Origin of the sequence: Actinophytocola sp. (assembly GCF_035712165.1) — a bacterium.
Lineage (GTDB): Bacteria > Actinomycetota > Actinomycetes > Mycobacteriales > Pseudonocardiaceae > DASYTH01.
This window is the reverse complement of sequence record NZ_DASTBH010000134.1, coordinates 14,568-38,136: the sequence shown is the minus strand read 5'-3', so window position 1 is coordinate 38,136 and position 23,569 is coordinate 14,568. Positions and strand designations below refer to the sequence as shown.

General features: G+C 71.3%; 23 protein-coding genes. 11 read left to right on the top strand and 12 right to left on the bottom strand.

The window, feature by feature from the left end; translation table 11 throughout:
• The first annotated feature begins 322 nt into the window (after positions 1–322).
• Positions 323–1,372: a hemerythrin domain-containing protein gene (locus VFO68_RS07410; RefSeq protein ID WP_325157423.1), complete on the top strand. Its 1,050-nt coding sequence runs from the start codon at positions 323–325 to the stop codon at positions 1,370–1,372.
• Positions 1,373–1,396: 24 nt separating this feature from the next.
• Here the strand turns inward: VFO68_RS07410 and VFO68_RS07405 are convergent, their stop codons facing one another.
• Together VFO68_RS07405 and VFO68_RS07400 are read right to left on the bottom strand one after the other, a co-directional pair.
• A complete protein-coding gene (locus VFO68_RS07405) occupies positions 1,397–2,152 on the bottom strand; it encodes a GAF and ANTAR domain-containing protein (protein WP_325157422.1) in 756 nt (251 codons plus the stop codon).
• Between the two features lie 52 nt (positions 2,153–2,204).
• Positions 2,205–2,948 (bottom strand): GAF and ANTAR domain-containing protein, encoded by a 744-nt coding sequence (locus VFO68_RS07400; protein WP_325157421.1) that lies wholly within the window; start codon positions 2,946–2,948, stop codon positions 2,205–2,207.
• Positions 2,949–3,202: 254 nt separating this feature from the next.
• On the opposite strand from VFO68_RS07400, the gene VFO68_RS07395 reads away from it, so the two are divergent.
• A complete protein-coding gene (locus VFO68_RS07395) occupies positions 3,203–3,613 on the top strand; it encodes an STAS domain-containing protein (RefSeq protein WP_325157420.1) in 411 nt (136 codons plus the stop codon).
• Between the two features lie 42 nt (positions 3,614–3,655).
• Here VFO68_RS07395 and VFO68_RS07390 read toward each other — a convergent pair whose 3' ends face one another.
• Both VFO68_RS07390 and VFO68_RS07385 read right to left on the bottom strand, forming a co-directional pair.
• Entirely contained in the window at positions 3,656–5,035 is a 1,380-nt protein-coding gene (locus VFO68_RS07390; protein WP_325157419.1) for an alpha/beta hydrolase, read from the bottom strand.
• 37 nt (positions 5,036–5,072) lie between these two features.
• Positions 5,073–5,933 carry a PaaX family transcriptional regulator C-terminal domain-containing protein gene (locus tag VFO68_RS07385; RefSeq protein ID WP_325157418.1) on the bottom strand — a complete coding sequence of 287 codons (861 nt, stop codon included), beginning with the start codon at positions 5,931–5,933 and terminating at the stop codon, positions 5,073–5,075.
• A 133-nt stretch (positions 5,934–6,066) separates the two neighbouring features.
• On the opposite strand from VFO68_RS07385, the gene VFO68_RS07380 reads away from it, so the two are divergent.
• From VFO68_RS07380 to VFO68_RS07350, 7 genes are all read left to right on the top strand, one after another.
• A complete protein-coding gene (locus tag VFO68_RS07380; protein ID WP_325157417.1) occupies positions 6,067–7,650 on the top strand; it encodes an ATP-binding cassette domain-containing protein in 1,584 nt (527 codons plus the stop codon).
• Between the two features lie 61 nt (positions 7,651–7,711).
• Positions 7,712–8,602 (top strand): branched-chain amino acid ABC transporter permease, encoded by an 891-nt coding sequence (locus VFO68_RS07375; protein ID WP_325157416.1) that lies wholly within the window; start codon positions 7,712–7,714, stop codon positions 8,600–8,602.
• Positions 8,595–9,722: a branched-chain amino acid ABC transporter permease gene (locus tag VFO68_RS07370; RefSeq protein ID WP_325157415.1), complete on the top strand. Its 1,128-nt coding sequence runs from the start codon at positions 8,595–8,597 to the stop codon at positions 9,720–9,722. The genes VFO68_RS07375 and VFO68_RS07370 overlap by 8 nt, the downstream gene beginning before the upstream one ends.
• Positions 9,719–10,972 carry an ABC transporter substrate-binding protein gene (locus VFO68_RS07365; RefSeq protein ID WP_325157414.1) on the top strand — a complete coding sequence of 418 codons (1,254 nt, stop codon included), beginning with the start codon at positions 9,719–9,721 and terminating at the stop codon, positions 10,970–10,972. The genes VFO68_RS07370 and VFO68_RS07365 overlap by 4 nt, the downstream gene beginning before the upstream one ends.
• 2 nt (positions 10,973–10,974) lie before the next feature.
• Positions 10,975–12,549, top strand: a complete 1,575-nt coding sequence (locus VFO68_RS07360) for a class I adenylate-forming enzyme family protein (RefSeq protein ID WP_325157413.1) — start codon at positions 10,975–10,977, stop codon at positions 12,547–12,549.
• Positions 12,550–12,560: 11 nt separating this feature from the next.
• Positions 12,561–13,469, top strand: a complete 909-nt coding sequence (locus tag VFO68_RS07355) for an SDR family NAD(P)-dependent oxidoreductase (RefSeq protein ID WP_325157412.1) — start codon at positions 12,561–12,563, stop codon at positions 13,467–13,469.
• Positions 13,466–14,335 carry an amidohydrolase family protein gene (locus tag VFO68_RS07350; RefSeq protein ID WP_325157411.1) on the top strand — a complete coding sequence of 290 codons (870 nt, stop codon included), beginning with the start codon at positions 13,466–13,468 and terminating at the stop codon, positions 14,333–14,335. The genes VFO68_RS07355 and VFO68_RS07350 overlap by 4 nt, the downstream gene beginning before the upstream one ends.
• Positions 14,336–14,541: 206 nt before the next feature.
• Here VFO68_RS07350 and VFO68_RS07345 read toward each other — a convergent pair whose 3' ends face one another.
• From VFO68_RS07345 to VFO68_RS07320, 6 genes are all read right to left on the bottom strand, one after another.
• Entirely contained in the window at positions 14,542–15,522 is a 981-nt protein-coding gene (locus VFO68_RS07345) for a hypothetical protein (RefSeq protein ID WP_325157410.1), read from the bottom strand.
• Between the two features lie 172 nt (positions 15,523–15,694).
• Entirely contained in the window at positions 15,695–16,327 is a 633-nt protein-coding gene (locus VFO68_RS07340; RefSeq protein ID WP_325157409.1) for a class F sortase, read from the bottom strand.
• Complete coding sequence (locus VFO68_RS07335; RefSeq protein ID WP_325157408.1) at positions 16,324–17,121, bottom strand: DUF4397 domain-containing protein; 798 nt, start codon at positions 17,119–17,121, stop codon at positions 16,324–16,326. The genes VFO68_RS07340 and VFO68_RS07335 overlap by 4 nt, the downstream gene beginning before the upstream one ends.
• Before the next feature lie 96 nt (positions 17,122–17,217).
• Complete coding sequence (locus VFO68_RS07330; RefSeq protein WP_325157407.1) at positions 17,218–17,889, bottom strand: anti-sigma factor; 672 nt, start codon at positions 17,887–17,889, stop codon at positions 17,218–17,220.
• Positions 17,876–18,403 carry an RNA polymerase sigma factor gene (locus tag VFO68_RS07325; protein ID WP_325157406.1) on the bottom strand — a complete coding sequence of 176 codons (528 nt, stop codon included), beginning with the start codon at positions 18,401–18,403 and terminating at the stop codon, positions 17,876–17,878. The genes VFO68_RS07330 and VFO68_RS07325 overlap by 14 nt, the downstream gene beginning before the upstream one ends.
• Before the next feature lie 70 nt (positions 18,404–18,473).
• A complete protein-coding gene (locus VFO68_RS07320) occupies positions 18,474–19,007 on the bottom strand; it encodes a hypothetical protein (RefSeq protein ID WP_325157405.1) in 534 nt (177 codons plus the stop codon).
• Positions 19,008–19,117: 110 nt separating this feature from the next.
• On the opposite strand from VFO68_RS07320, the gene VFO68_RS07315 reads away from it, so the two are divergent.
• Complete coding sequence (locus tag VFO68_RS07315) at positions 19,118–19,717, top strand: NUDIX hydrolase (protein WP_325157404.1); 600 nt, start codon at positions 19,118–19,120, stop codon at positions 19,715–19,717.
• Between the two features lie 3 nt (positions 19,718–19,720).
• Here the strand turns inward: VFO68_RS07315 and VFO68_RS07310 are convergent, their stop codons facing one another.
• Entirely contained in the window at positions 19,721–20,548 is an 828-nt protein-coding gene (locus VFO68_RS07310) for an SAM-dependent methyltransferase (RefSeq protein ID WP_325157403.1), read from the bottom strand.
• Positions 20,549–20,662: 114 nt separating this feature from the next.
• Positions 20,663–22,735, bottom strand: coding sequence for a HelD family protein (locus tag VFO68_RS07305; protein WP_325157402.1), 2,073 nt, complete (start codon positions 22,733–22,735; stop codon positions 20,663–20,665).
• A gap of 180 nt (positions 22,736–22,915) precedes the next feature.
• On the opposite strand from VFO68_RS07305, the gene VFO68_RS07300 reads away from it, so the two are divergent.
• Positions 22,916–23,311 (top strand): YkvA family protein, encoded by a 396-nt coding sequence (locus tag VFO68_RS07300; RefSeq protein ID WP_325157401.1) that lies wholly within the window; start codon positions 22,916–22,918, stop codon positions 23,309–23,311.
• The last annotated feature ends 258 nt before the right edge of the window (positions 23,312–23,569 follow it).

The window sequence follows — 23,569 nt, the reverse complement described above, 5'->3', positions numbered from 1 at the left end:
CATGATCGCCTCGACCTCGATGCCGTTCATCGCGATGATCCGGCATTTGGTGTACGGGTCGCTGTGATCGGGGTCCACCGGCAACACGTTGAGCTCGCGCCAGTTGCGGAGCTGCTGGTCGAGCGGGATTCCCTGCTGTTCAAAAGGATTGAAGGTCATCTGGGTCCGTCCAATGACTGGGAGACGAAGGGCCAAACCGGCCGGTTACCCACCGATGCCCGCCCTATTCCACCGCCCACCGATCCGGTGACCACCGTTTCGCGCTCCACGAGCCTGGGTAGGGCTCGAACAGACTTGCCCACCCAGCGCGGAAGGATCGTCCATGTCCACGGATGCCATCGTCCTGCTCAGGGAAGACCACAAGGAGATCCGCCGCCTGTTCCGCGAGTTCCAGTCCGCGAACACACCCGCCCGCAAGGCCGCCGCCGTGCGGCGCATCCTCCCCGCCCTGGCCACCTACCGCCAGCGCGAAGACGAATGCATGTATCCGCAGGTCCGCAGCCTGCTACCAGAACTGGATCGGGACGTCCTGGAAAACTCCGAAGAACATCACGTGGCCGAGGTGCTCTGCGCCGAACTGGCCACCATGAAGCCCGACGACGAGCGCTTCACCGCGAAAACCACCGTGCTGATCGAAACTGTCACCCGGCACATCACCGATGAGGAACAGGACTGGTTCCCCCAGGTCCGCAAAGGTCTTGGACGCAAACAACTCCAGGACATCGGCGCCCGCATGATCACCCTGCGGAAGAACGGGTCCGGCAAGAAGAAGCCGCGCACCACGCCGACCAACGGCGCCGCGCCGAAGGACGCCGCGCCCAAGCAGGACGTGGTGGACCTGCTGATCCAGCAACACAACCAGATCCGCGACCTGTTCCTCGAGGTCGAAACGGCCACCGGCAAAGCCAAACACCAGGCCTTCCAGCAGCTGGTACGGCTGCTCGCCGTGCACGAGACCGCCGAGGAGCAGGCCGTGCACCCGGTGGCCCGCCTGCACCTGGATGGTGGCGGCGCCATCGTCGACGCCCGGCTCGCCGAGGAACACCAAGCCAAACAAACCCTGGCCGCGCTGGAGGAGATGGGGCCCGACGCACCCGAGTTCCCCCGACTCCTCGACGATTTGCGCGTCAGCGTGCTCGAACACGCCAGCCACGAGGAAGCCTACGAGTTCCGCTACCTTCGCCGCGACGTCCCCGCCGCCGAGCTCCGGGCACTGGTCAAGGTCGTCAAGGCAGCCGAAGCCGTCGCCCCCACCCACCCGCACCCCGGCATCGAGTCGGCCACCGCCAACACCCTCGCCGGACCGGCCCTGTCCCTGTTCGACCGCACCAAAGACCTCGTCCACAACACGATCCACCGAGGCAAGCGGTAACCCGCAGCGCCGGCCTCGCCCGTCCTATGTGGACGTCAGGAGCTCGTCGGGATGGAGGGTGCCGGCCACGATACGGTGGGCGGTGTCGCTCAGCCGCAGCCGCCTGCCGCGGGCGTAGCGCCGCAGCGCCTGGAAGGCCTGGTCCATGTCCACCGCGCCGGCCTGAGCGAGCACACCCTTGGCCTGTTCGATGATGACCCGACTGTGCAGAGCGGTTTCCAGCTGCTCGGTGAGGACCTCGCCACGGTGGACGGCCCGCTCCTGCAGGATCCCGATCGTGGCGGTGTCGGCGAGCGCGCGGGCGACCAGCAGGTCCCGATCGGGCAGCGCGCCGACGCCCTTGCCGAACAGGTTCAACGCGCCGATGGTCTGACCGCGCAGCCGCAGCGGCACCGCGTGCACCCGGGAGAACCCCTCTCGCAACGCCCGGGACGCGAAGTGCGGCCAGCGCTCAGCGGCCTGGGTCAGGTCGGCCACGACAACCGGCTCGCCGGTGCGGACACAGTCCAGACACGGTCCCTCGTTGGTCTGCACCTGAAACAGCTCCAACAGCCGGGTCTGCTCGGTGGACGAGGCGAGGACCTGCAGCTCCTCACCGGGCCGCTGGGTGACCAGCAACAACGCCGCGGCGTCCACCTCCAGAATCCGCACACAATGCGCGACGAGCTGGTGCAGCAGGTCGACCACGTCGTAGTCGTCGACCAGAGTGTCGGCCAGCTGCACGAACGCCTCCAGCAGCCGAGACTCCCGCTGGTCGCCGGCAGATCCGCTACCGCTCACTCGTCCGCTCCCATCCATCCGCACCCGAGGGTAATCCCCTCCTCCGCACGCCTCACCCGTCGAGGTCGAACGGGGACAGCCGGCGGGCCACCACGTCATCAGCCACCTCGTCGACCACCCGGCCGGCGGCGAAGGCGTAACCGCGCAGCTGGGCCAGCGCCTGCCCGGCGGGGATGCGCAACGCGGCCATCACCATTCCGGTCGCCTGGTGCACCTGCTCCCGGCGCAGCGGAAACTCGGCCCACCCGTCGACGGACCCGTCCGGGAAACCGGCCTGCGCGCCGAGCAACACCGTCGTGGCGACGTCCACGGCGTGCAAGGCGATGGCGATCTGCTCGGTGCTGAGCCAACCCGGCCGGCGCCGGTACAGATCCATCGCCCCGATCCGGACCGCCCCGGTCTGCAGCGGGAAAGCGAAGATCGCACCCACCGGCCAGCCGGCCAGCTCCGCGGCGAACAGCGGCCACGCCGGTGTCGCCGCCTCCGCCAGGTCCGGGACCAACACCGGCCGGCGGGTCTGAAACGCCTCGAAGCACGGGCCCTCGCCGAGGCTGAACTGCACCGTCTCGACGTGGGCGATCACCTCGTCACTGGCGTAGACGACCTCCCGGTTGGACTCGTCGGTCATCACCGACACCGACGCACCGTCCACCGCCACCAGTTCGATGCAGACCTGGCACAACCGCCCCACCACGTCGCCCGCCTGATCATGCGGGGAAGCCTGGTCGTGCAGCGCCGCGTGGATCGCGGCACGGACCCCATCAGGCGGCTCGGGCCGGCCCGATGAACCCGTCACCACCGGCCGCCGCAGGCAACCCTGATTCCGATCACGAAGACACCTCCGCCACGTCGAGCTGTGTCCAGACGCAGCGGGGTCCAGGCCCACGCCAAGAACGACTCTCACCCTACTCCCGGCCCGGTGCGACCACCCGCGCCGCGCCCGGCCTTGCCAGTACCTGCCAACCGCGCAATCATGAAAGCCAACATTGGATGCTGCCCCGGACCCCGGCAGTCGACGCGCCCGACGCGATCACGACCGGGAGGCACCCCGTGCAGCCTTCACAACTCGATCAGCACGCCAGCCCAGCCGTCCTGCGCGGACCACCACCCCTGGCCGTCGCGGTAAGCCACCAGCACCCCCTGGCCGTCGTGGTGGAGGTCGCCGGAGAACTGGACGCCTTCACCGCCCCCCAACTGCTCGACACCCTCCAGGACGTCCTGCGTGAACAGGCCCCGGTCCTGGTCGTGGACCTCTCCGCCGTGCAGTTCATGAGCTCGGCCGGAATCTCCGTACTCCTGGAAACACACCAGCGCGCCGGCCCACACACCGCGCTGCGCATCGTCGCCTCGAGCCCGCCCACGCTACGGCCACTCCAGGTCACCGGCCTGGACACCACCCTCGACCTCTACCCGTCCCGCCCCGCCGCGCTCGCTCCACAACGGTCCCGGCAGACGACATAGCACATCTCCGCGTTACCAAGGGTTCCGCGGGATGTGCGTCGGTCAGTGCGGACCGGGGAGTGCTCCGCCGCGGTCGCCCAGCCACTCGGCCGGGCGGTACGCCTCGAGGAACTCCGCGCCACCCAGGTTGAGTCGCTCGGCCGCGGCGTCGAGCCGGTCGGGCCGCACGGCGGGAGTCCAGTGACCGGCGCGCACTCGTTGCTCCAGGGCTTGCACGGAGGCCACCAGTTCGGCCGGGGTGAACGCGCAATGGCCCAACCGGTGCACGAAAGCCTGCCGCAGCAAGGCGTTCTCGCCGGAGTGCCGGACGGATTCGGCGTAGTCCTCCTCGACCTGCACCGGGGCGAGGACGTCGTGCGTGGTGTGGATGCTCAGCATCGGCACCCGCAGGTCGCCGGTGAGCTCCGAGATCGCGGTGGCCCGGCGCAGCGCCTGCCGATCCGGCGCGATGCCGGCCGTGCGGCTCAGCCGGTCCAGGTCGGCGGTCAGGTCGAGACCGGCCTGCCGGTACAGCGCGATGACCTGCCTGCGCTCGTCGGCACGCGGCAGCAGCGCCCGGTAGTCGACCCCGATGTTCCAGGAGGGGTTGCCGCCGACGGTGTTCTCGATGTCCACCCGGGCCGGGTAGGTGAAGTTCAGGGCCGTGATGAACTGTTGGTACTGCGCCTGTTCCTGCGCGAGGTAGTCGTCCGGCGCGGGTTGCGGCGCTCCGGGAGCCCAGCGGGGCAGGTGGTACAGGGCCGCGGCCAGCGCGGTGCGGGCGCGCCCCTGCGGCGTCGTCTGCGCGCCGGCGAGGGCGGCCAGCATCGTCTGCACCGATGCGTTCACGGCCGCCAGGGAGCCGTCGAAGCCGGCCAGCTGGACCCTGTTGCCGTCGGGCACCAGCAGCTGGGCGATCGCGTGCGCCCCGTCGAGCTGGTAGTTGAGCAGATCGACGCCGCCCTGCATCAGGCCGCAGGTGGCCAGCGCGCCGTCGATGCCGGTGTGGCGGCGTTCGGCGAGCTGTCCGGTGATGAGACCGCCCATCGAGGTGCCGAGGGCCAGGGTCCGATCGGGCACGCCGAACCGTTGGGAGAAGACGGTCAGGGTCTCCAGCTGGTCGTTCGCGGCGGTGTCCATCGTCCAGCCGGACCGCTCGTAGGAGGAGCCGACGAGGGCGTAGCCCCGGGCGAGCAGCGCCGCGGCGGTCTGGGGGTCGGGCGCGTTGCGGGCGGGGTTGTTCGGGGTGGGGTTGTAGCCGTGGCTGTACAGGATCAGGGTGCCGTTCCAGTCGGCCGGTATGTCGGCGACCCACTGGGCCAGGCCGTCGGACAGGACGCCGGTCGCGTGGATCGGGCCGGGTGGGCCGTCCGCGCGGGCGGGTGCGGCGGTGGCGAGGCAGACGGCGAGGGCGAGACCGGTGGCGAGGATCCGAGGGGACATCTGCGTCCTCACGTCGTGGTGCGGATACTCCAGGACGTTAGAGGCCGCTTTGTCGACCGTCAACGAAAACCGAAGCTTTCCCACCGAGCTCCAGGTCGAGGCTGCGCTCCGCGGCCGGCAGCAGGGCGGCGTAGCAGCGGCGGTAGATCGCGACGCTCTGAGCCGCGGGCCAGTCGGCCGAGAGGTAGCGCGCCGGCAGGCCGGGGTCGGTCCGCAACAGCTGGAGCCAGTCCGCGCCGAGCAGCGTGATCTGGCCGAGCGGGTCCTCCTCGCCCGGGCCGGCCCACCAGGACGCGATGAAGTCGTCGTGCCGCTCGCGGATCTTGTCGATCGGCCAGGCCCGGCGGATGAACTGTTCCACCCGGACGGCCGGCAGGGGTGAGGCGGCGAACCACTCCGCCAGTTCGGCGACCTCGTCGAGCCCGGCGTCGGCGAGCACCTCGGCCACGTCGACCGTGCCGGGCGCGATCCACACGCCGTCCCGCAGTCCGCCGAACCCCGCCCAGGTCAGCGTCGCCCGGACGCGATGGCGCAGGTCCCGGCGGCTTTCCGGCATCGAGTAGCTCAACAGGGTCCATTCGCCGTCCGCGTGGTCGAACGGGGCCGTCGCGGTGACCCGCTGGGCGGCCTTGCGCACGACCGCGTCGGCTTTCGGGGTGAGCCGGTAGTGCGCCGCGCGGCCGGCCTGGATCCGCTCCAGCAGCCCGTTGCGGGTCATCCGGGCCAGGGTGGCGCGGGTGGCGGCCTCCGCGACGCTCAGCCCGCCGAGCAGGCGCAGGAAGACCGACGTGGGGATCGGCGGCAGGTCGCGCCCGTGCACCACGCCACCGAAGAAGCTGAAGACCAACGCCTGCGGCCGGTGCCCGTACGAGCGCCCCTCCAGTGCCTCGGCACTCATCCCCGCCTCCTCCCGGGCGGACCGACAGCCACCCGCTGACCTCTGCAAACGTTAGATGGATGGTTGACGTACGTCACGTGTGCATCTACGTTTCTGTGACGGCCGACACTACGTCTTCCCAAAGGGGATGCTCGTGCCCGCTCCCCTCCTCACCGTGGACGACCTCTCCGTGGCCTACGACGGCGCCATCGAAGCACTGCGGGGCGTCAGCCTGCGCGTCGACGAGGGGACCGTCGTCGCGGTCCTCGGGAGCAACGGCGCCGGCAAGACGACGCTGCTACGCGCACTGTCCCGCTCGCTTGGCGGCGTCGGCGGGGCGATCACCTCGGGAACAGTCCGGTTCCAGGGTGAGGACCTCGCCGGCCGCGACGCCGCCTGGGTGGTGCGGGCGGGCCTGGTCCAGGTGCCGGAGGGCCGGCGTATCTTCCGCGACCTCACCGTGGCGGAGAACCTGCGGGCCGGGGCCGTCCCGGTCCGCGGCGCGCGGGCGCGGGCCGCGGCGGCCGAGCGGGTCTTCGACCTGTTCCCCATCCTGGCGCAGCGCCGCCACCAACGCGGCGGCCTGCTCTCCGGCGGCGAGCAGCAGATGCTCGCGATGGGCCGGGCACTGATGACCTCGCCGAAGCTGCTGCTGCTCGACGAGCCGTCGCTCGGCATGGCCCCGCAACTGGTCGGGCAGATCGGGCGGATCATCGAGCAGATCCACGCGCAGGGCACCTCGGTGCTGCTCATCGAGCAGAACGCGGCCATGGGGCTGCGGGTCGCCGACCGTGCCTATGTGCTGGAGGTCGGCCGGATCACCGCGGCGGGGACCTCGGCCGACCTGGCGGCGACCGACGACATCCGGGACCGCTATCTCGGCGTGGGAACGACATCCCCGGCCCGCACGACGCCGGGCGATCCGCCGTCCGAGCTTCCGGTCCACTTGGGACAGTCGTCGGCCGTGCGGGCGCGGCAGCTGCGAGTGGACGGCCTTACCGTGCGGTTCGGCGGCATCACCGCGCTGTCGTCGGTGTCGTTCACCGTCCAGGCCGGCACGATCCATGCGTTGATCGGTCCCAACGGCGCCGGAAAGTCGACCTGTGTCAACGTCCTGAGCGGCGCCTACCGCGCGACCGGGGGCGCGGTGCACTACGGCGAAGCGGAGATCACCGCGCTGCCCGCGCACCGGATCGCCGACCTCGGCATCGCCCGCACCTTCCAGAACATCTCCCTGTCCCTGGAGGCCACGGTCGAGGACAACCTGCTCGTCGGCAGGCACCGGGTCCTGCGCACCGGTGCCGTCGCCCATGCGCTGCGACTTCCCCGAGCCCGCAAGGAGGAACGCGCCGAGCGGGAGACCGTGCGGCGGATCGCCGTGCTGCTCGGCATCGACGGTCTCCTCGGCCGGGAAACCCACACCCTGTCCTACGGCGACCGCAAGCGGGTCGAGCTGGGGCGGGCACTGGCCGCCGAACCCACCCTGCTGCTGCTCGACGAACCCGTCGCCGGAATGACCCACGGCGAGTCGATGGCGCTGGCGGAGGTGATCCGCGCGGTCGCGCACGAGCTGGGTCTGTCGATCCTGCTCGTCGAGCACGACATGCCCTTCGTCATGGGACTCGCGCACCGGGTCACCGTCCTCGACTTCGGCAGGCGGATCGCCGAGGGAACACCGCAGGAGGTGCAGCAGGATCCCGAGGTTCTGCGGGCCTACCTCGGAACGGCGGCGGCATGACCGTGAACGGGACGCAGGCCGCTGCCAACGACGCCGCAGCGCTGGCCGCGAGGGAGGTGGCATGACGTACTTCCTCACCCAGCTGGCCAACGGCCTGTCCTACGGCCTGATCCTGGGCCTGATCGCGGTCGGCTTCGTCATCGTCTTCACCTCGACCGGCGTGCTGAACTTCGCGCACGGCTCGGTGCTGCTGGCCGGCGCCTACCTCGTCGCGGTGCTGCACGACGCGATCGGGTTCTGGCCGGCCGTGCTCGTGGGAATCCTCGGCGCGGCCGCGCTGGGCGTGCTGATCAACGCGGTGCTGGTCCGCAACCTGGCCGAGGCCAACCCCGGCACGGCGGCGATCCTCATGCTCGGCGTGGACATCCTGCTGCTCACCGAACTGACCCGCCGGATCGGCAACCAGGTGCTGACGATCGGCGCGCCCTGGGGCGCCGACGTGATCGAGCTGGGTGGCATCAGGATGCCGACGAGCCGGGCGGTCGCGGCCGGCGTCGCCATCGTCGTCTTCGCCGCCCTGTGGTTCCTCTTCGCCCGCACCAGTGCCGGCGTCGCGATGCGGGCCGCCGCCGCCGACGGCGACACCGCCTCGCTGATGGGCATCCGGCGCTCCCGCACCGGCGCCGCCGGCTGGGCGCTGGCCGGCGCGCTCGCGGCCATCGCCGGCGTCTTCCTCGCCTCGTTCCCGGCGCCCGGCGTGGCCCCGACCCTCGCGCTCAGCGCCTTCGCCGCGATCCCCGCCTGGGTGCTCGGCGGTTTCGACTCCGTCGTCGGGGCGATCGTCGGCGGGCTGGTCATCGGGGTGGTCACCGCCCTGGCCGTCGGCTACGAGGGCCAACTCCACTTTCTCGGCCGCGGCCTCGGCGAGGTCGTCCCCTACGCCGTGATGATCCTCGTGCTGCTCGTGCGGCCCTCGGGGTTGTTCGGCGGCAAGGAGGCCGTCCGTGTCTGAGCTGCCGCGCCGGATCCCGGTGCTCCTGGCCCTCCTCGTCGCGCTGGCCGCTCCCCTGTTCCTGGACAACTTCTGGCTGCAGACCGGGCTGTTCGCGATGGCCGCGGTGGTCGGCGCCATCGGTCTGACCCTGCTCGTCGGCGTGGCCGGCCAGTTGTCCCTCGGCCATGCGTTCTTCGTCGCCCTCGGCGCCAACACCTACGCCTGGACGGCAGGCGAGGCGGGCGGGCGCGTCGCCGGACTCGGCCTTTCCCCGGTGCTCGGGCTGGTCCTGGCCGGCGTCGTGGCCGCGGTGGCCGGCGCCCTGTTCAGCCCGATCTCCGGCCGGCTGCGGGGGATCTACCTCGGCCTGGCCACCATCGGGCTGGTCTTCCTCGGCCGCCACCTCATGGTGAACGTCGAGGCGATCACCGGGGGCTTCAACGGACGCGCCGTCGCGCCCTTTTCGGTACCCGGCTTCAGTTTCAGCAACAACGACCCCGACTACCTGGCGGTGGCCGGCGTGGAGTTCCAGGGTCTGCACCGGCTCTGGTACCTGTTCCTGGCCGTCGCCCTGCCCGCGGCCTGGCTGGCCCGCAACGTCAAGGCCAGCCGCACCGGCCGGGCGCTGGCCAATGTCCGCGACAGCGAAGTCGGGGCCGCGGCGATGGGCATCCACGTCGCCCGCGCCAAGGCCACCGCCTTCGTCATCTCCTCCGCCTACGCCGGGGTCGCCGGCGCGCTGCTGGCCCTGGCCTACGGACGGATCGCTCCCGACCTGTTCGGGCTGCAACTGTCCATCGACTTTCTCGTCATGATCGTTCTGGGTGGGCTCGGCTCGGTCGCCGGAGCGGCGGCCGGCGCGGTCTTCGTCGTCGCGCTGCCGCTGGTCCTCACCCAGTACAGCTCCGAACTGCCGTTTCTGGCGACACCCGGCTCGGGCGGACTCGACGCCGCCACGCTGTCCCGGTTCCTCTACGGCGCCGCCATCATCGCCGTCCTGCTGTTCTTCCGCGGCGGCCTCGCCGGCGCCGCGGGCCGGCTCCGGCGCGCCCCGTCTCCGCCCGCCGCCGACCCGCCGCCGGAAGCGCCACCGTCCAACTCCGCAGTCCCCACCAGGTCAAAGGAGACCACCCCATGAAGCAGCGCACCCGTACGACGATGGCCGTTGCGGCCTGCGTCGCCGTTCTGGCCGCCTGCACGACGCAGGACCCCGACGCCGGGGGCGGCGGGGGCGGCGACGGGACCGTCAAGACCGGCGCGGGCGTCACCGCCGACACCATCACGGTGGGGATGCTCACCGACCTTTCCGGACCCTTCGCGGCCGGCGCGGCGATCCAGGTGACCGAGACGAAGGCCTACTACGACAAGGTGAACTCCGACGGCGGGATCTGCGGCCGCAAGGTCACGGTCGAGGTGCAGGACCACGGGTACGACCCGCAGAAGGCGGTCACGCTCTACCGCAGCATGGCCGCCAAGGTCGTGGCCCTGCAGCAGGTGCTCGGCGGTCCGACCTCGGCCGCGGTGCTGCCGCTGGCCGAAGCCGACGGGCTCTACCTCGGCGGCCACGGCTGGGCCGGCGTCGCGCTCAAGTACCGCAACGCCCAGATTCCCGGCACGACCTACAGCATCGAGAGCGCCAACGCGATCGACTACCTCGTCGGCAAGCTCGGCGTGACCAAGGGCAGCAAGGTGGGCGTCGTCTACTTCGTGGGCGACTACGGCAACGACTCGCTCGCCGGGGCCCAGTACGCCGCCAAGCAGAACGGGCTGGAGATCGTGCCGCAGGAGATCACGCCGCGGGACACCGACCTCACGGCCCAGGCCTCCGCCCTGGGCCAGGCGGGTGTCTCGGCGGTGATCCTGGCCGCCGCCCCGGGCCAACTCGCCTCGCTGGCCGGCGTTCTCGCCGCGCAGGGGGTGAACGTGCCCATCGTCGGCAACACCCCCACGTTCGGGCCCTCACTGCTGGGCACCCCCGCCGGACCGGCGCTGCTGGAGCACTTCTACACGGTGACCAGCATCGCGCCGTACAGCGTCGACAAGCCCGCCGTCCAGGCGGCCCGGGAGTTGTACAAGTCCGCGGACTCCGACGGGGCGCTCGGCTGGGAGGTGCCGCTGGCCTACGGGCAGGCCGAACTGCTCACGGCCGCCCTGAAGGGCGCGTGCGACGCGAAGGACCTGACGCCGGAAGGCGTGGTCACCGCCATGCGGAAGACCACCAACCTGGACACCAAGGGCCTGTTCGCCACGCCGCTGGACTACACCGACGTGGCCAAGCCGCCGACCCGCACCGTCTACGTCTCCCGCGCGTCGCGCGACGCCGAGGGCGGGCTGAAGGTCCTGGAAACCTTCGAGGGTCCCAACGCCAAGAGCTACACGTTCGGCTGACCATGACCGACCTCCTGCAGCGCAGCGAGCTGCTGTCCGCGCCGGCCGCCGCGCAGGCCGAGCGCACCGTCGGTGACGTGCTGCGCCGGGCCGCCCGGCTCGGCCCGACGGATCCGCTTGTCCGCACGGTCACTTCGGCCCAGGAGCACGTCTGGACGGCGGCGGACCTGCTCGCCGACGCGGAGCGGGTGGCGGCCGGGCTGCTCGACCGCCACGAGCCGGGCGCCCGGATCGCCACCTGCCTGGTCAACGGGCCCGAAGCGGTGCTGCTCCAGCTCGGCGTCGCGCTGGCCGGCATGGTCCTGGTGCCGATCAACCCGCGGTCCCGCCCGCCGGAACTCGAACACGCACTGCGCCTGTCCGGCGCCGCCACGATCTACGCGGCGCAGGATGCCGGCGGCAACCCGGCGGCCGATCTCGCCGAGGACCTTGCCCCGGGGCTGTCGTTGGCGGTGCACCGGTGCACCGGGGACTGGCGGAGCCTGCTCGGCGCGGCGCCCACGCGGTTGCCCGACGTGGATCCGCAGAGCCTGGCGCAGATCCAGTTCACGTCCGGGACCACCGGCCGGGCCAAGGGCGTGCGGATCACCCACCACGGCATGGTCGCGACCTCGCACGCCTTCCGGGACCGGATCGGGCTTCCGGACGGCGGGGTGTGGCTCAACCCGATGCCGCTGTTCCACACCGCCGGCAACGTGCTCGGGGTGATGGGCGCGCTGTGGCAGCGGTGCGAGCACGTCGTGGCCCCGTTCGAGGCCGGTCGCGTGCTCGCGCTCGTCGCCGAGCGCCGGGCCACCGTGCTGTCGTCGGCGCCGACCCTGCTGGACCTGCTCATGGCCAGGCCCGAGATCCGGGACACCGACCTGGGCAGCGTGCGGGTGGTGTTCACCGGCGGGCAGACCGTCACCCCGGGCTTCGTCGACCGGGTCGAGGCGACGTTCGGAGCCCGACTCATCGTCACCTTCGGCATGACCGAGACGTGCGGCTCGGCGCTGCTCTCGGCGCCGACGGATCCCGCCGAGGTGCGCCGCAACACCGTCGGCCGGCCGCTGGCCGGCACCGACGTTCGCATCGCCGGTCCGGACGGCACGGCGGTGGTCCCGGGCGAGCCGGGTGAGCTGTGGCTGCGCGGAGCCCGGCTGACCCGCGGCTACCACGATGACCCCCAGGCGACCGCGGCCGCGATCGACCAGGACGGCTGGCTGCACACCGGGGATCTGGCGGTCATGGACACCTCGGGGGCCTGCCGGATCGTCGGGCGGCTCAAGGACATGATCAAGACCGGCGGGGAGAACGTCTCGCCGGAGGAGGTCGAGGACGCCGTCGTCAGTCACCCGTCGATCGTTCGCGCGGCGGTCGTCGGCGCTCCCAGCGAGCGCTGGGGCGAGCTGGTGGTCGCCTTCGTCGTCCCCCGGCCGGGCGCGCGGATCGACCCGGGCGAGCTTGAGCGGCACTGCCGCGACCGGCTCTCCCCCTTCAAGGTGCCACGGGTCTGGCGGGTCGTCGACGACCTGCCGATGACCGCCTCGGCGAAGGTCCAGCGGGCCGAGCTGCGCCGAATAGCCGCCGCCCAGTAGAGGAGTACCGCGTGGATCTTTCCGGCAGGGTCGCCATCGTCACCGGCAGCGGGCGGGGCCTCGGCCTCGCCTACGCCACCGAACTCGCCAGGGCGGGCGCCGCGGTCGTCATCAACGACGTCGACGCACAGGTCGCCGAGTCCGCCGTCAGGACGATCACCGAGAGCGGCGGCGCGGCCGTCGCCGAGGTCGTGCCGGTCGGCACCGGCGAAGCCGCGCAGGCCCTGGTCGACCGTGCCGTCGCCGAGTTCGGCCGGCTCGACATCCTGGTCAACAACGCCGGCATCCTCCGCGACACGACGCTGTGGAAGATGACCGACGAGCAGTTCGACGCGGTCGTCACCACCCACCTGCGCGGCACCTTCACCTGCACCCGGGCCGCCGCGATCAGGCTGCGCGAGCAGGACGCGGGCGGCCGGATCATCTGCATCGGCTCGCCCACCGGGCAGGTCGGCAACTTCGGGCAGACCAACTACGCCGCGGCCAAGGCCGGAATCGTCGGCATGGTCCGCACCTGGGCGATGGAGCTGGCCCGCGCGCGCATCACGGTCAACGCGATCGTGCCGGTCGCGGCCACGGCGATGACCGAGACGGTGCCCTTCCTCAAGCCCTACGTCGACGCGCTGGCCGCCGGCGAGCCGCTCCCGCCCTTCGCCCGGCGGGAGCTCGGCTTCGGCTCACCCGCCGACGCCGCCGGTGTCGTCGCGTTCCTCGCCTCCGACGCCGCCGCGCGGATCACCGGCCAGGTGATCGGCATCGGCGGCGACCGGCTGACGCTGTGGTCGCACCCGAGCGAGGTCGCCATCGAGCTGGCCGACGGAACCGGCTGGCCGGCCGACACCATCGCCCGGATCTGGCCGGAGAGGTTCGCCTCCGCCCAGCAGCCGGTCGGCCAGCAGCTGCCGGAGCCCCCGCAGTGACCCTCGACCTCGACTCTCTGGTCGCCATCGACGTGCACGTGCACGTCCACGCCGACCTGCACGGCCATCGGGCGCTGGACGACGAACTGGGCGCCGCGGCGGCGAAGTACTTCAAGGGCGACCCGTACGACCCGACGGTGCACGACATCGCCGCCGACTACCGCGACCAGAGGATGGCCGCGGTCATCTTCACCGTCGACGCCGAGGCCGCGACCGGGCATATGGCGCTGTCCAACGAGGAGATCGCCGACGCCGCGGCGCAGCACCCCGACGTGCTGATCCCGTTCGGCTCCGTCGACCCGGCCCGCGGGCAGGCCGGTGTGCTGGCCGCCCGGCGCCTGGTCACCGAACACGGGGTGCGCGGGTTCAAGTTCCACCCCAGCCTGCAGGGCTTCGAACCCAACGACCGGCGGGCCTACCCGCTCTACGAGGAGCTGCAGAGCCTCGGTGTCCCGGCCCTGTTCCACACCGGGCAGACCGGCATCGGATCAGGCCTGCCGGGCGGCCGCGGAATCAAGCTCCGCTACAGCGACCCGATGCTGCTCGACGACGTCGCCGCCGACTTTCCCGGACTCACGATCATCATGGCGCACCCGTCCGTGCCGTGGCAGGACGCCGCCATCGCCATCGCGCAACACAAGGCCAACGTCTACATCGACCTTTCCGGCTGGTCGCCCAAATATTTCCCGCCGCAACTGGTCCGCGCCGCCAACACCATGCTCAAGAGCAAGGTGCTGTTCGGCTCGGACTATCCGCTGCTGCGACCCGAACGGTGGCTGACCGACTTCACGACACTCGACATCCGCGACGAGGTCAAACCCCTGATAATGAAGCAGAACGCCATCACCGCTCTGGGCCTGCGCTGAATCGCGCGCCGCCGTGCGAGGCCAGGCCCTGTTTCGCAAGTGCTCCGATCAAAGCGACCAGCTGCGCGCGCCCCGGCCGAAGGCCCGGATCTGTGGCGCAGGCCGCCATGCCGGTGATGCGCGGTGACGGCCTGCCCCGCAGATCCGATCGGCGCGCGCCTGATGAAACACAGCCAGGCCGGGTCACCGGCCTGGCCCGCGTCCGGTCAACTCATCGCGGCCACCTGGCTGGGGGCTCGGCCGAGGAACCGTTCGTGTTGCCGCACATAGGCGGCGAACCGCGCTTCGAGCAGCCCGGTGTTTCGTCCTGCCTGGTCGAGCCCGTACAAGCCGTCCAGTTCGATCTCGGACAGGTGGAACTCCTGGCCGTCGAACAGGAAGTCGGCGCAGAAGAACGGGATGGCCAGCTTCTCGCCCAGGTATTCGGCCGCCTCCGTCAGCCCGGCCGGGAGATCGACGTACTCGGCCCGGCCGCCCCGCATCACGTTGGCGACCACCTCGCCGGGCGACGGAACGCGCCGCATGGTCGTATGCACCTGTCCCTCAACGAAGTACAGCCGGTAGTCCTCGGTTCCCGCGCCCAGGAAGGGCTGGCAGACCAGGTCGCAGTCCGCTCCCCCGGCCAGCGACGCGATGGCCCGGACCTGGCTTTCGTCCTCCGCCAGCAGGATTCCGAGCCCGGCGCCCCAGCCGGCCGGCTTGACCACGACCGGATACGGAAGCGCGGCAAGGGATGCGGCTCCGATGATGGACTCGTCCCGTCCGGTGCCGAACCGGAACGTCGGAATCGGCGCCACCGGGCAGTCGGCCAGGTACAGCGCGGTAGCCAGTTTGTCGTTGGCGATCAGGGACAACTGTGGCGGCACCGGAAGATAGAACCCGAGTTGCTCGAGGACCGTGAACGCCGAAATCTGCTTGAAGGTGTCCGGGATGTGCTGGGGCAGCGTGTACAGGTCGGTGACGAACAGGGTGTCCGCGGGATTCACCTGTTCCCCGGCGACAAACACGGCGGCCTGGGTCCCGCCGATCGCGTCCACCACAATCGAGCTGGGATCGTGGATCGCGTAGTCGAGACCGCAGCTCCGCGCCGCGGCCCGATAGAGTTCCCAGTACTTCGCGCTCACCTGCTTTTTCTGCTGGGTCGAGCTCCGGTCCGGAATAATCCACAACGCTCGGCGCAGGCTCATTGCTGGTCACCACCCGGCTGGTCGAGTGCGCCGATACCTGTGGTCCGCAACCAGCCGGCGACGAACGTCACCGCCGTCAACCGCGGTTCACGCGAGTAGTAGTTCATGCGGCGATTGTTGCGCACGCGGTTCGCGCCGATCTCACCACCGCAACGACATTCGCGGTGAACATTCAGGGTGACCGTGGGACGGCGGTGACGACGATGTTGTCGCGGTAGTTGCCGGTGCCGCGGTCGAAGGCGCCGCCGCAGGTGACCAGCGTGAGCCGGGGTGGACCGGTTCGGTCGAAGACGCGGTCGAGCGGTACGTCGGCCTTGTCGAAGCGTTGCCGGGAGACCACCTGGTACCGCAGGGTCCGGCCGGTGTCGGTGACGACGGTGACGGGGTCGCCGGGGTTGACCAGGTTCAGGCCGGCGAAGGCGCCGGGGCCCTGGTCGCGGTCGTTGATGTGGCCACTGATGACGATCGACCCGCGGTCGCTGCCGGGGGCGGCACCGAAGCGGTACCAGCCGGCGGTGCCGACGTCGTCGGGAATGGCCATGCTGCCGTCGGGTGCGACGCCGACCGCGACGACCGGCACGGTCAGACCCTGGGCGGGCAGGGCCAGTGTGCGGACCGGTTCGCCGCGGCGGGCGCTCGTCGGGGCGGCCGTCGGCACCGGCGGCGTGCCGCGCAGCGCGGTCGTCTGGGGGGCGCCGAAGCTCGGCGGCGGCGCGGGTTCGGCGGTGGTGATCAACCAGCCGGCGGCACCGGCCACGAGCAGGCCGGTGCCGCAGACGGTGATCAGCACCCGGGTTCGGCTCATCCGGCGGCGGGCCGGCCGGTGAACCGCCGGCCGGCGGCCAGGACGCCCACTCCGGTCACGGCCAGCAGCAGCCAGGGCAGGGCGCCGGCCGGGGTGCCAGTGCCGGCCGGCACGCCGCTGGGGGCGCTGTGCAGGCCGGTGATGGTGATCGGCACCACGCGCAGGTTCTGCTTGGCGGCCGAGCCGATGGCGTGGACGAACGTCGCGGTGCCCTCGGCCAGGTCGAGCTCGGCCGGGCCGATCGCGACGGTGCCGGTGCCGGCCAGCGTGACGTCGGCCGACACCGTACCGGCCGGAACCTGCAGTTCCTTCTGCTGCGGGTTGGTCAGCCCCTGGATCACCGGCTTGCCGCCGACGCGCACGTCGACTGCCGGGGCCGCGGCGGTGTGCCGGACCACCAGTCGGGCCTGGCCGGCGGGCACCGGACCGACGTCGTTGACGAACGGGGTGATCGTCGGAGCCTCCTGGGCGTTGAGGTGGGCCACGATGGTGAGGTTGGCGCCGGCCGGGGCGTTGGCGTCGGCCTGCAGCACCGGGGCGCCGGAGCCGTCGGGCGCGGTCGCAGCGAACAGCGCGACCTTGTGCGGTCCGGCGGGCAGCTGCAGCGGCCCCTGGGTGGAACCGGGTTGGAAGTCGTCGATGGCGCGTTGCCCGTCGACGTAGACATCGACCGGCGTGTCCGGCACACCGTGCACGACGTAGACGGTCGCGGTCTGCTGGGCGGTGGCGACCGGCGCTGCCGCGATCGCGCAACCTCCGCACACCACCGCCACGGCCATGGCTTTCCAGCGCATGAATCGGATCCCTTCTGTGGTCCGAACACGGCGCGGCTGGCGCCGATGCCGACCGATACCGCCGGCGGGCCCGATCCGGATGCGCGGCGAGCGCGATCAGTCGTTCAGCGTGCCGCGCAGCACGCTCACGCTGGAGTGGCGCGGATCGCCGTTGTGGGCCTGGGCGGAGATGTCGACGACGTTGAACTCGTCGATGACGACCCCGTCGGGCACGGCCAGCTCGGCCCGCGAGCCGGGGCTCAACGCGCCCAGCGCGTACATCCGGCCGCTCGCGTCGAGCAACCACACCTCGAAGTAGCCGGTGGTGGGAGCCAGTCCCTGGGTGTCCACTCGCAGGAACCGGCGTCCGGCCACGGTCACCAGTTCGGCCGAACCCGACTGCGGCCCGGGGCCGGCCGGCGCGGCCAGCGTCGCCGCCGCCACGGTCTGCGGTTCCTGGGCAGCGGGGTCGGACAGCACCACCGCGGTGGCGCCGGCCCCGGCCAGCGCGCCGATCACCGCGGCCGCCGCCAGCCAACCGCCCACGCGCCGGCGCGTCGGCCGGCGGTCGGCGCGCACCTGTTCGTCCACCGCCGCCCACACCGCGGGCGGCGGGTCGGCCAGCTCCGGTGGCGTTCCCGAGGTGCCGGACAGCCCGGCGACGGCGGCGATCTCCTCCACGGCGACGCGGCAGTCCGCGCAGCCGGCCAGGTGCTCGGCCTCGGCGGCCGATCCGGTCGTGCCGTCGAAGCCGACCGCGACCAGCCGGTCGTGGCTAAGGTGCTGCATCGTCGGCCTCCCACCGGTTGCGCAGGACCAGCAGTGCGCGTCGCAGGTGGCTTTTGACCGTGCCCAGCGGCAGGCCGGTGCGTTCGGCGATCTGCGCGTGGGTCAGATCCTCGAAGAACGCCATGCGTACCACGAGCCGTTGCTGATCGGTCAGCTCGTGCAGCCGCGCCGCCACAGCCAGCCGTTGCACCGTGTCCTCGGCGAGGTCGCCGGCACGACCGGCGTGTCCGTTGCGGACCGCGGCCAGGTCGGCGGCACGCTGGCGGGCCAACGCTCCGAGCCGGTCGGCGACCACCCGCCGGGTGATCGTCAACAACCAGGTGCGCAGCGTGCCCTTGTCCGCGTCGTAGGTCTCGCGGCTGCGCCAGGCCCGGACGAACACCTGCTGGGTGACGTCCTCGGCGTCCGCCCGGCTGCCGAGCGCCGACAAAGCCACGCTGAACACCAGCCGACCGTACTGGTCGTAAACGGCCCGCACCCCGCCGCGCCCCCACGCTGGGTGCCGCTCAGTCACCACACACCTCTCGTCCCGGGCGACGGGGGCGGCGCCGTCGGCACGGCGTCGCCCCCACGACGGTAATCCGTCAACGGCGAATCCGCGGGTTGCCATACCCGAACACCAGACCCTCGGCGAACGCGCTCACCCCGAACGTGCTGTTCAACACGCCAGCCGCCGCGCCGGTCAGGGCCAACGTGACCCCGTCCGGCGTGGCCGCGCCGATGGTGAACAGGTCGGCCCGCTGACCGAAGTTGACCCGTCCACTGAGGACACCGCGGTCGAGGTCGATGGTGAACCGGGTCAGTGCCACCCAAGTGCGGCCCTTGGCCAGCACCAACCCGCCGGTGTGCTCGATGGTCCCGTCGGCGGGGTTACCCACGATCGCGAACCCGAACACCGTCTTGCCCGACCCGGTGCGAGCGGATGCCAACACCGGGTAGGCCCGCACACCCAGCGAGGTCAGCGCCGCCGCCGCACCGGGGTCCAACGTCACGTCCGTGCGTCCCTTGACCCCGAATCCGCCGCCGTGCGTCGCGGGGGCCGCCGACGCGACCGCCGGACCGGCGCCCAGCCCCACCAACATCAACGCCAGACACATGCCGATGATCCGCTTACCCATCGCACATCCCTTCCTCGGCGAGTACCTCTCCCTACGGCCAGTACCGCCGAGCGCCGCCGCCTGGATGCACATCGAGCACAGACAGGCGTGATCGCTGCTAAGGTCCGCGGATGGCAGTGGCAGGCCCGGATCCACGTGCCGTGGTGCACGACCTGGTGGCCGGCATCGACCCGTTCGACGCCCACGAGGAGCAGGACAGGGCGGACACGTTGCGCTGGGTTCGCTCGGGCGCGCCGCTGTTCCGGATCGCCCGTCCCGCCACGCCGGACAGGCATCTGTGCGTCTACTGCGTCCTGTTCGACCAGACGCGGCGAACCGTCCTGCTGGTCGACCATGTGAAGGCCGGCCTGTGGCTGTTCCCCGGCGGCCATGTCGACGACGGTGAGGACCCGTGCAGGACGGTTCTTCGGGAGAGCGCCGAGGAACTGGGCATCACCGGTGAGTTCCACCCGCGCTTCGGCGGCCGGCCGCTGTTCCTGAGCGTGACGAAGACCCGTGGCGAGCACAGCCACACGGACGTGTCCTTCTGGTTCGTGCTCGCGGCCGATCGGCACATGCGGATCGAGGCCGATCCACGCGAGGCGAACCGGGTTCGCTGGTTCGCGCTGGACGACCCCGCGGAGTGGGCGCGGGGCGAGTTCGACCCGCACATGGCGCGTTTTCGCGGCAAGCTCATGTCCCGGCTGGAGAACCGGACGCCGGTGGGTTGAGGGTCAGTCCACGAACCCGGGTTTGCGTCCGACGCCGACGTGCACCGGCACCTGTCCGGGGTTCTGCAACGTGGGGTCCCGCTCGGGGTCCGGATGCCACAGCGGCAACGGCACAATGCCGGGCGGCACGAGCTCGAGACCGGTGAAGAACAGCTGGACCGCCACCGGATCGCGCAGGTACAGCGCGTGCCGGGGGCCGAACTTCATCTGGTCGAACATCTCGCAGGCATAGGCCAGTTGCGGGTCCGGCCCCGAATGCGTCAATGCCAGATAACTGCCGGGACACATCGCGCGCAGGTAACCCGCGACCACACCGGCCGGATCATCGGAGTCCGGGATCATCTGGAGCGCGGCCAATGCCAGTAATGCGACCGGCTGTTGCGGATCGAGCAGCCGCGTGGCCGCCGGATCGGAAAGCACCCGGTCCGGCTCCCGGAAATCCAGTGCCAGGAACGCCGCGTTGTCATTGCCGGCAAGCAGATCCTCGCCGTCGGCGGCGACCTCGGGGTCGTTGTCGACGTAGAGCACGCGCGCCGGCGGGTCACTGCCCTCGGCGACCTCGTGCACCTGGCCGCAGGTGGGCAGGCCCGATCCGATGTCCACGAACTGCCGGACGCCCTGCCCGAGCAGATAGCGCACGATACGTCGGAGCAACGCCCGCTGCGTCCGGACCAGGTACGGGATCAGTGGGCCGACCATCGCGAGGTGATCGGCGAAGGCGCGGTCCCCTTCGGTGTGGTGCGAACCACCGAGCCAGTAGTCGTGCATTCGGGCGGTGCTGGGTAGGTCGACACCATTCTCGCCCGGACCGGCCTGCATGGGAAAAGCCATTCGTAGAACGCCATCCGTCCGTCGCGCTGAAGCTTGCCCACAGTGTGCGTTGATGACCAACGGTACCGTTGATCGAGTGCGCTTGCCCGATGTTTCGAAGGGGTGGTGGTCCGATCAGGGTCTGCGTTCCCGGACCCGGGACAGTTCGGTCGGCACCGGGCCAGGATGCACGATTCCCAGTCGCCGGGTGGCGCGCGTCATGGCGACGTAGAGATCGTTGTGGCCCAACGGGGCGGCCAGGATCGCGGCCGGGTCGACGATCAACACCGTGTCGAACTCCAGTCCCTTGGCCTGGACGGGCGTCAGCACGACCACGGCATCGGTGATCGCGGGTGGCCTGGCGAGGCCCAAAGTCCGTTCGAGCACGGCGAGGTGCCGGGGCGCGGTGATGATCGCCAACTGGCCGCCGGTGTGCCCGGTGGTGATGCCGGCGACGACGTGGGGCAGTTCGGCGAGCGTGGTGGGCCGGCGCCAGGGGGACTCTCCCGCGGCGCGTACGGATCGGGGCGGTGACAGGTCGGGATGGTGCGCCGCGAACAGGTCGCCGGTGGCGGCCATGATCTCCGCCGGGGTTCGGTAGTTGATGGTGAGCTGGGCCAGCCGCCAGCGGTCGGCCACATGCGGCCGCAGTACCCGGTCCCAGGACGAGGCGCCGGCCGGAGCGCTGGTCTGGGCGAGGTCGCCGACGATGGTCATCGATCTGGTGGGGCAGCGACGCAGCACCATCCGCCAGGCCATCGCGGACAGTTCCTGCGCCTCGTCGACGACCACGTGCCCGAACGTCGCGGTGCCGCTCTCGCCGACCATCGCGGCGGCCTCGTCCAGCAACGGAATGTCCGCCGTGGTCCACTGCCCGGCCCGGGTGGCGAACAGGTCGGTCACCACCTGGTGCGCGGTCAGCGGCGGCCACAGCTCGTCCAGCACGTCGGACACCGTGGCGTCGGCCAACAGGGCGCCGCGCAGCCGGGCGACGTCGATCTCGTCGAACAGGCGCCTCGGGCCGTCCCGATCGTCGTCCTGGTCGGGGTCGAGCACCACGCCGGCGGCGGCCAGGGCACGGAGATCGGCCGCACTGAGCCGGCCGTCGGCGCTGCCACCGTCGATGGCCTCGCCGGTGTCGGTGAACACCACGCTCTCCATGTGCTCGACCAGGCGGTGTGCGAGCAGTTCGACGACCCGTTGCTGGAACACGAGCCGGGCCTGGTTGTGCGGCAGTCCCGTGCGGGATGCCATGACCACGGCGCGCCGGCACTCATCCGGATCCAGCCGCACCACCTGCTGTTCGAACTCCACCTCGACCGGCTCATCCGGAATGCGCACCCGCGACCGCACCGCGCCCGCGATCCGGTCAGTCATCCCGGCCCCACCCTTGACCTCGGCGACCTCGGGCGGGTCGGTGTGCGTGACGGGGATGTCCGGACGCAGCCCGGCGATGGTCGCGGTCACCACGGCGTGCTCGCCCAGACCGGGCAGCACCTGCCCGATGTAGTCCAGGAAGACCTCGCTGGGGCCGACGACCAGGACGCCTCGCCTGCGCAGGTGCGCCCGGGTGTACAGGAGGTAGGCCAGCCGGTGCAGCGCGACCGCCGTCTTGCCCGTGCCCGGCCCACCCTGCACCACCAGCACCCCGGCGTGTCCGTCGCGGACGACGTGGTCCTGCTCGGCCTGCAGCGTGGCCACGATGTCGCGCATCCGCCCGGTTCGGTCCGCCGTCAGCGCCGCCACCAACGCGGCCTCCCCCACCAGTGCGCCGTCCCCCGCGGCGTCCGGATCGAGCAGTTCGTCGTCCAGCCCGACGACCACCCGGCCCCGGACCGTGATGCGTCGTCGCCGTCGCACCCCGTGCGCGGCGGCCATGGTCGCGGTGTAGAACGGCCGGGCCGCCGGTGCTCGCCAGTCGAGCAGCAACGGCTCATCGTCGCCGTCCCGGAACAGTCCCAACCGGCCGACGTAGATGCGGCGCCCGTCCCGCATGTCCAGCCGCCCGAAACACAGTCCGTCCGCCACGGACTCCAGGCGGGTCACCTCCGTCTGCCACAACGCCACCGTCTCGGGGTCCGCGCCGGCCCGAGCCACGGACAGCCGGGTCGCCGCATCCTCACGCAGAGCGTCCAGCCTGGCGTACAGGGCGGTCACGTAGTCCCGCTCGACGGCAAGCTCACGATCGGCGTCGGCACTGGTCGGCACCCTGAACTCCCCCGCTGTTCGATGATCAGTGGCATCGAGGGTGCACGGTCACGCCGCGAAGAAACAGTCTTGTTCTTCTCGGCGGCCTCAGCCGTACCCTCGTTCGGTGGGTGGTGCTGGACGTGCCCGGCTTCGCCGGGGGCGTGACCCGGGTGATCGAGCCGGTTCGGCGGGGGGCCGGTGAGCGGCTGGCTGCGGGTCGTGCTCATCGGCGCCGGCGTGGTCGTCGCCTCCTGGGTGCTGCTGATCCTGCTGGCCCGGCGACTGCCGCCCGGGCTGGCCCGCGACCTCGCCCAGTTCCTGCCGGACTGTCTCACCACGGCCCGGCGGCTGCGCCGCGACCCGCGCGTGCCGCGCCGCGCCAAGATCGCCGTGGCCGTCGCGGCACTGTGGGTCCTGTCCCCCATCGACCTCATCCCGGAGTTCCTCCCGGTGATCGGCCCGCTGGACGACGTCATCGTCGTCGCCCTGCTCCTGCGCTACGCGGCCCGCACCGTGCCCCGCGAGGTCCTCCTCGAGGCCTGGCCCGGCAACCCCGACCTGCTGCGGCGGCTACTCGGCCGCGCCCGCCGCTGAGCGAGTAGCTCGCTGGATCTTGTTGAATACGGTGCGTTTGTGAGCGTTTTGTGCTCGACCGGACGACCTTCTTCCATATTGCTTCATCCGCGCGCAGGAGCGCGATGACTGCGCGTGTCCGGCCCGAATCCCGGAGTGCGCAGAGCATTGTCTACCTGGGAACCGTCCTGTTGGTCCGGCGCCTGCCGGCCGCGTGGGACGGCAATTCAGGCGTGCCGGACAGTCGGGAAACTGAGATTTGCAGGTTGCTGATCAGCA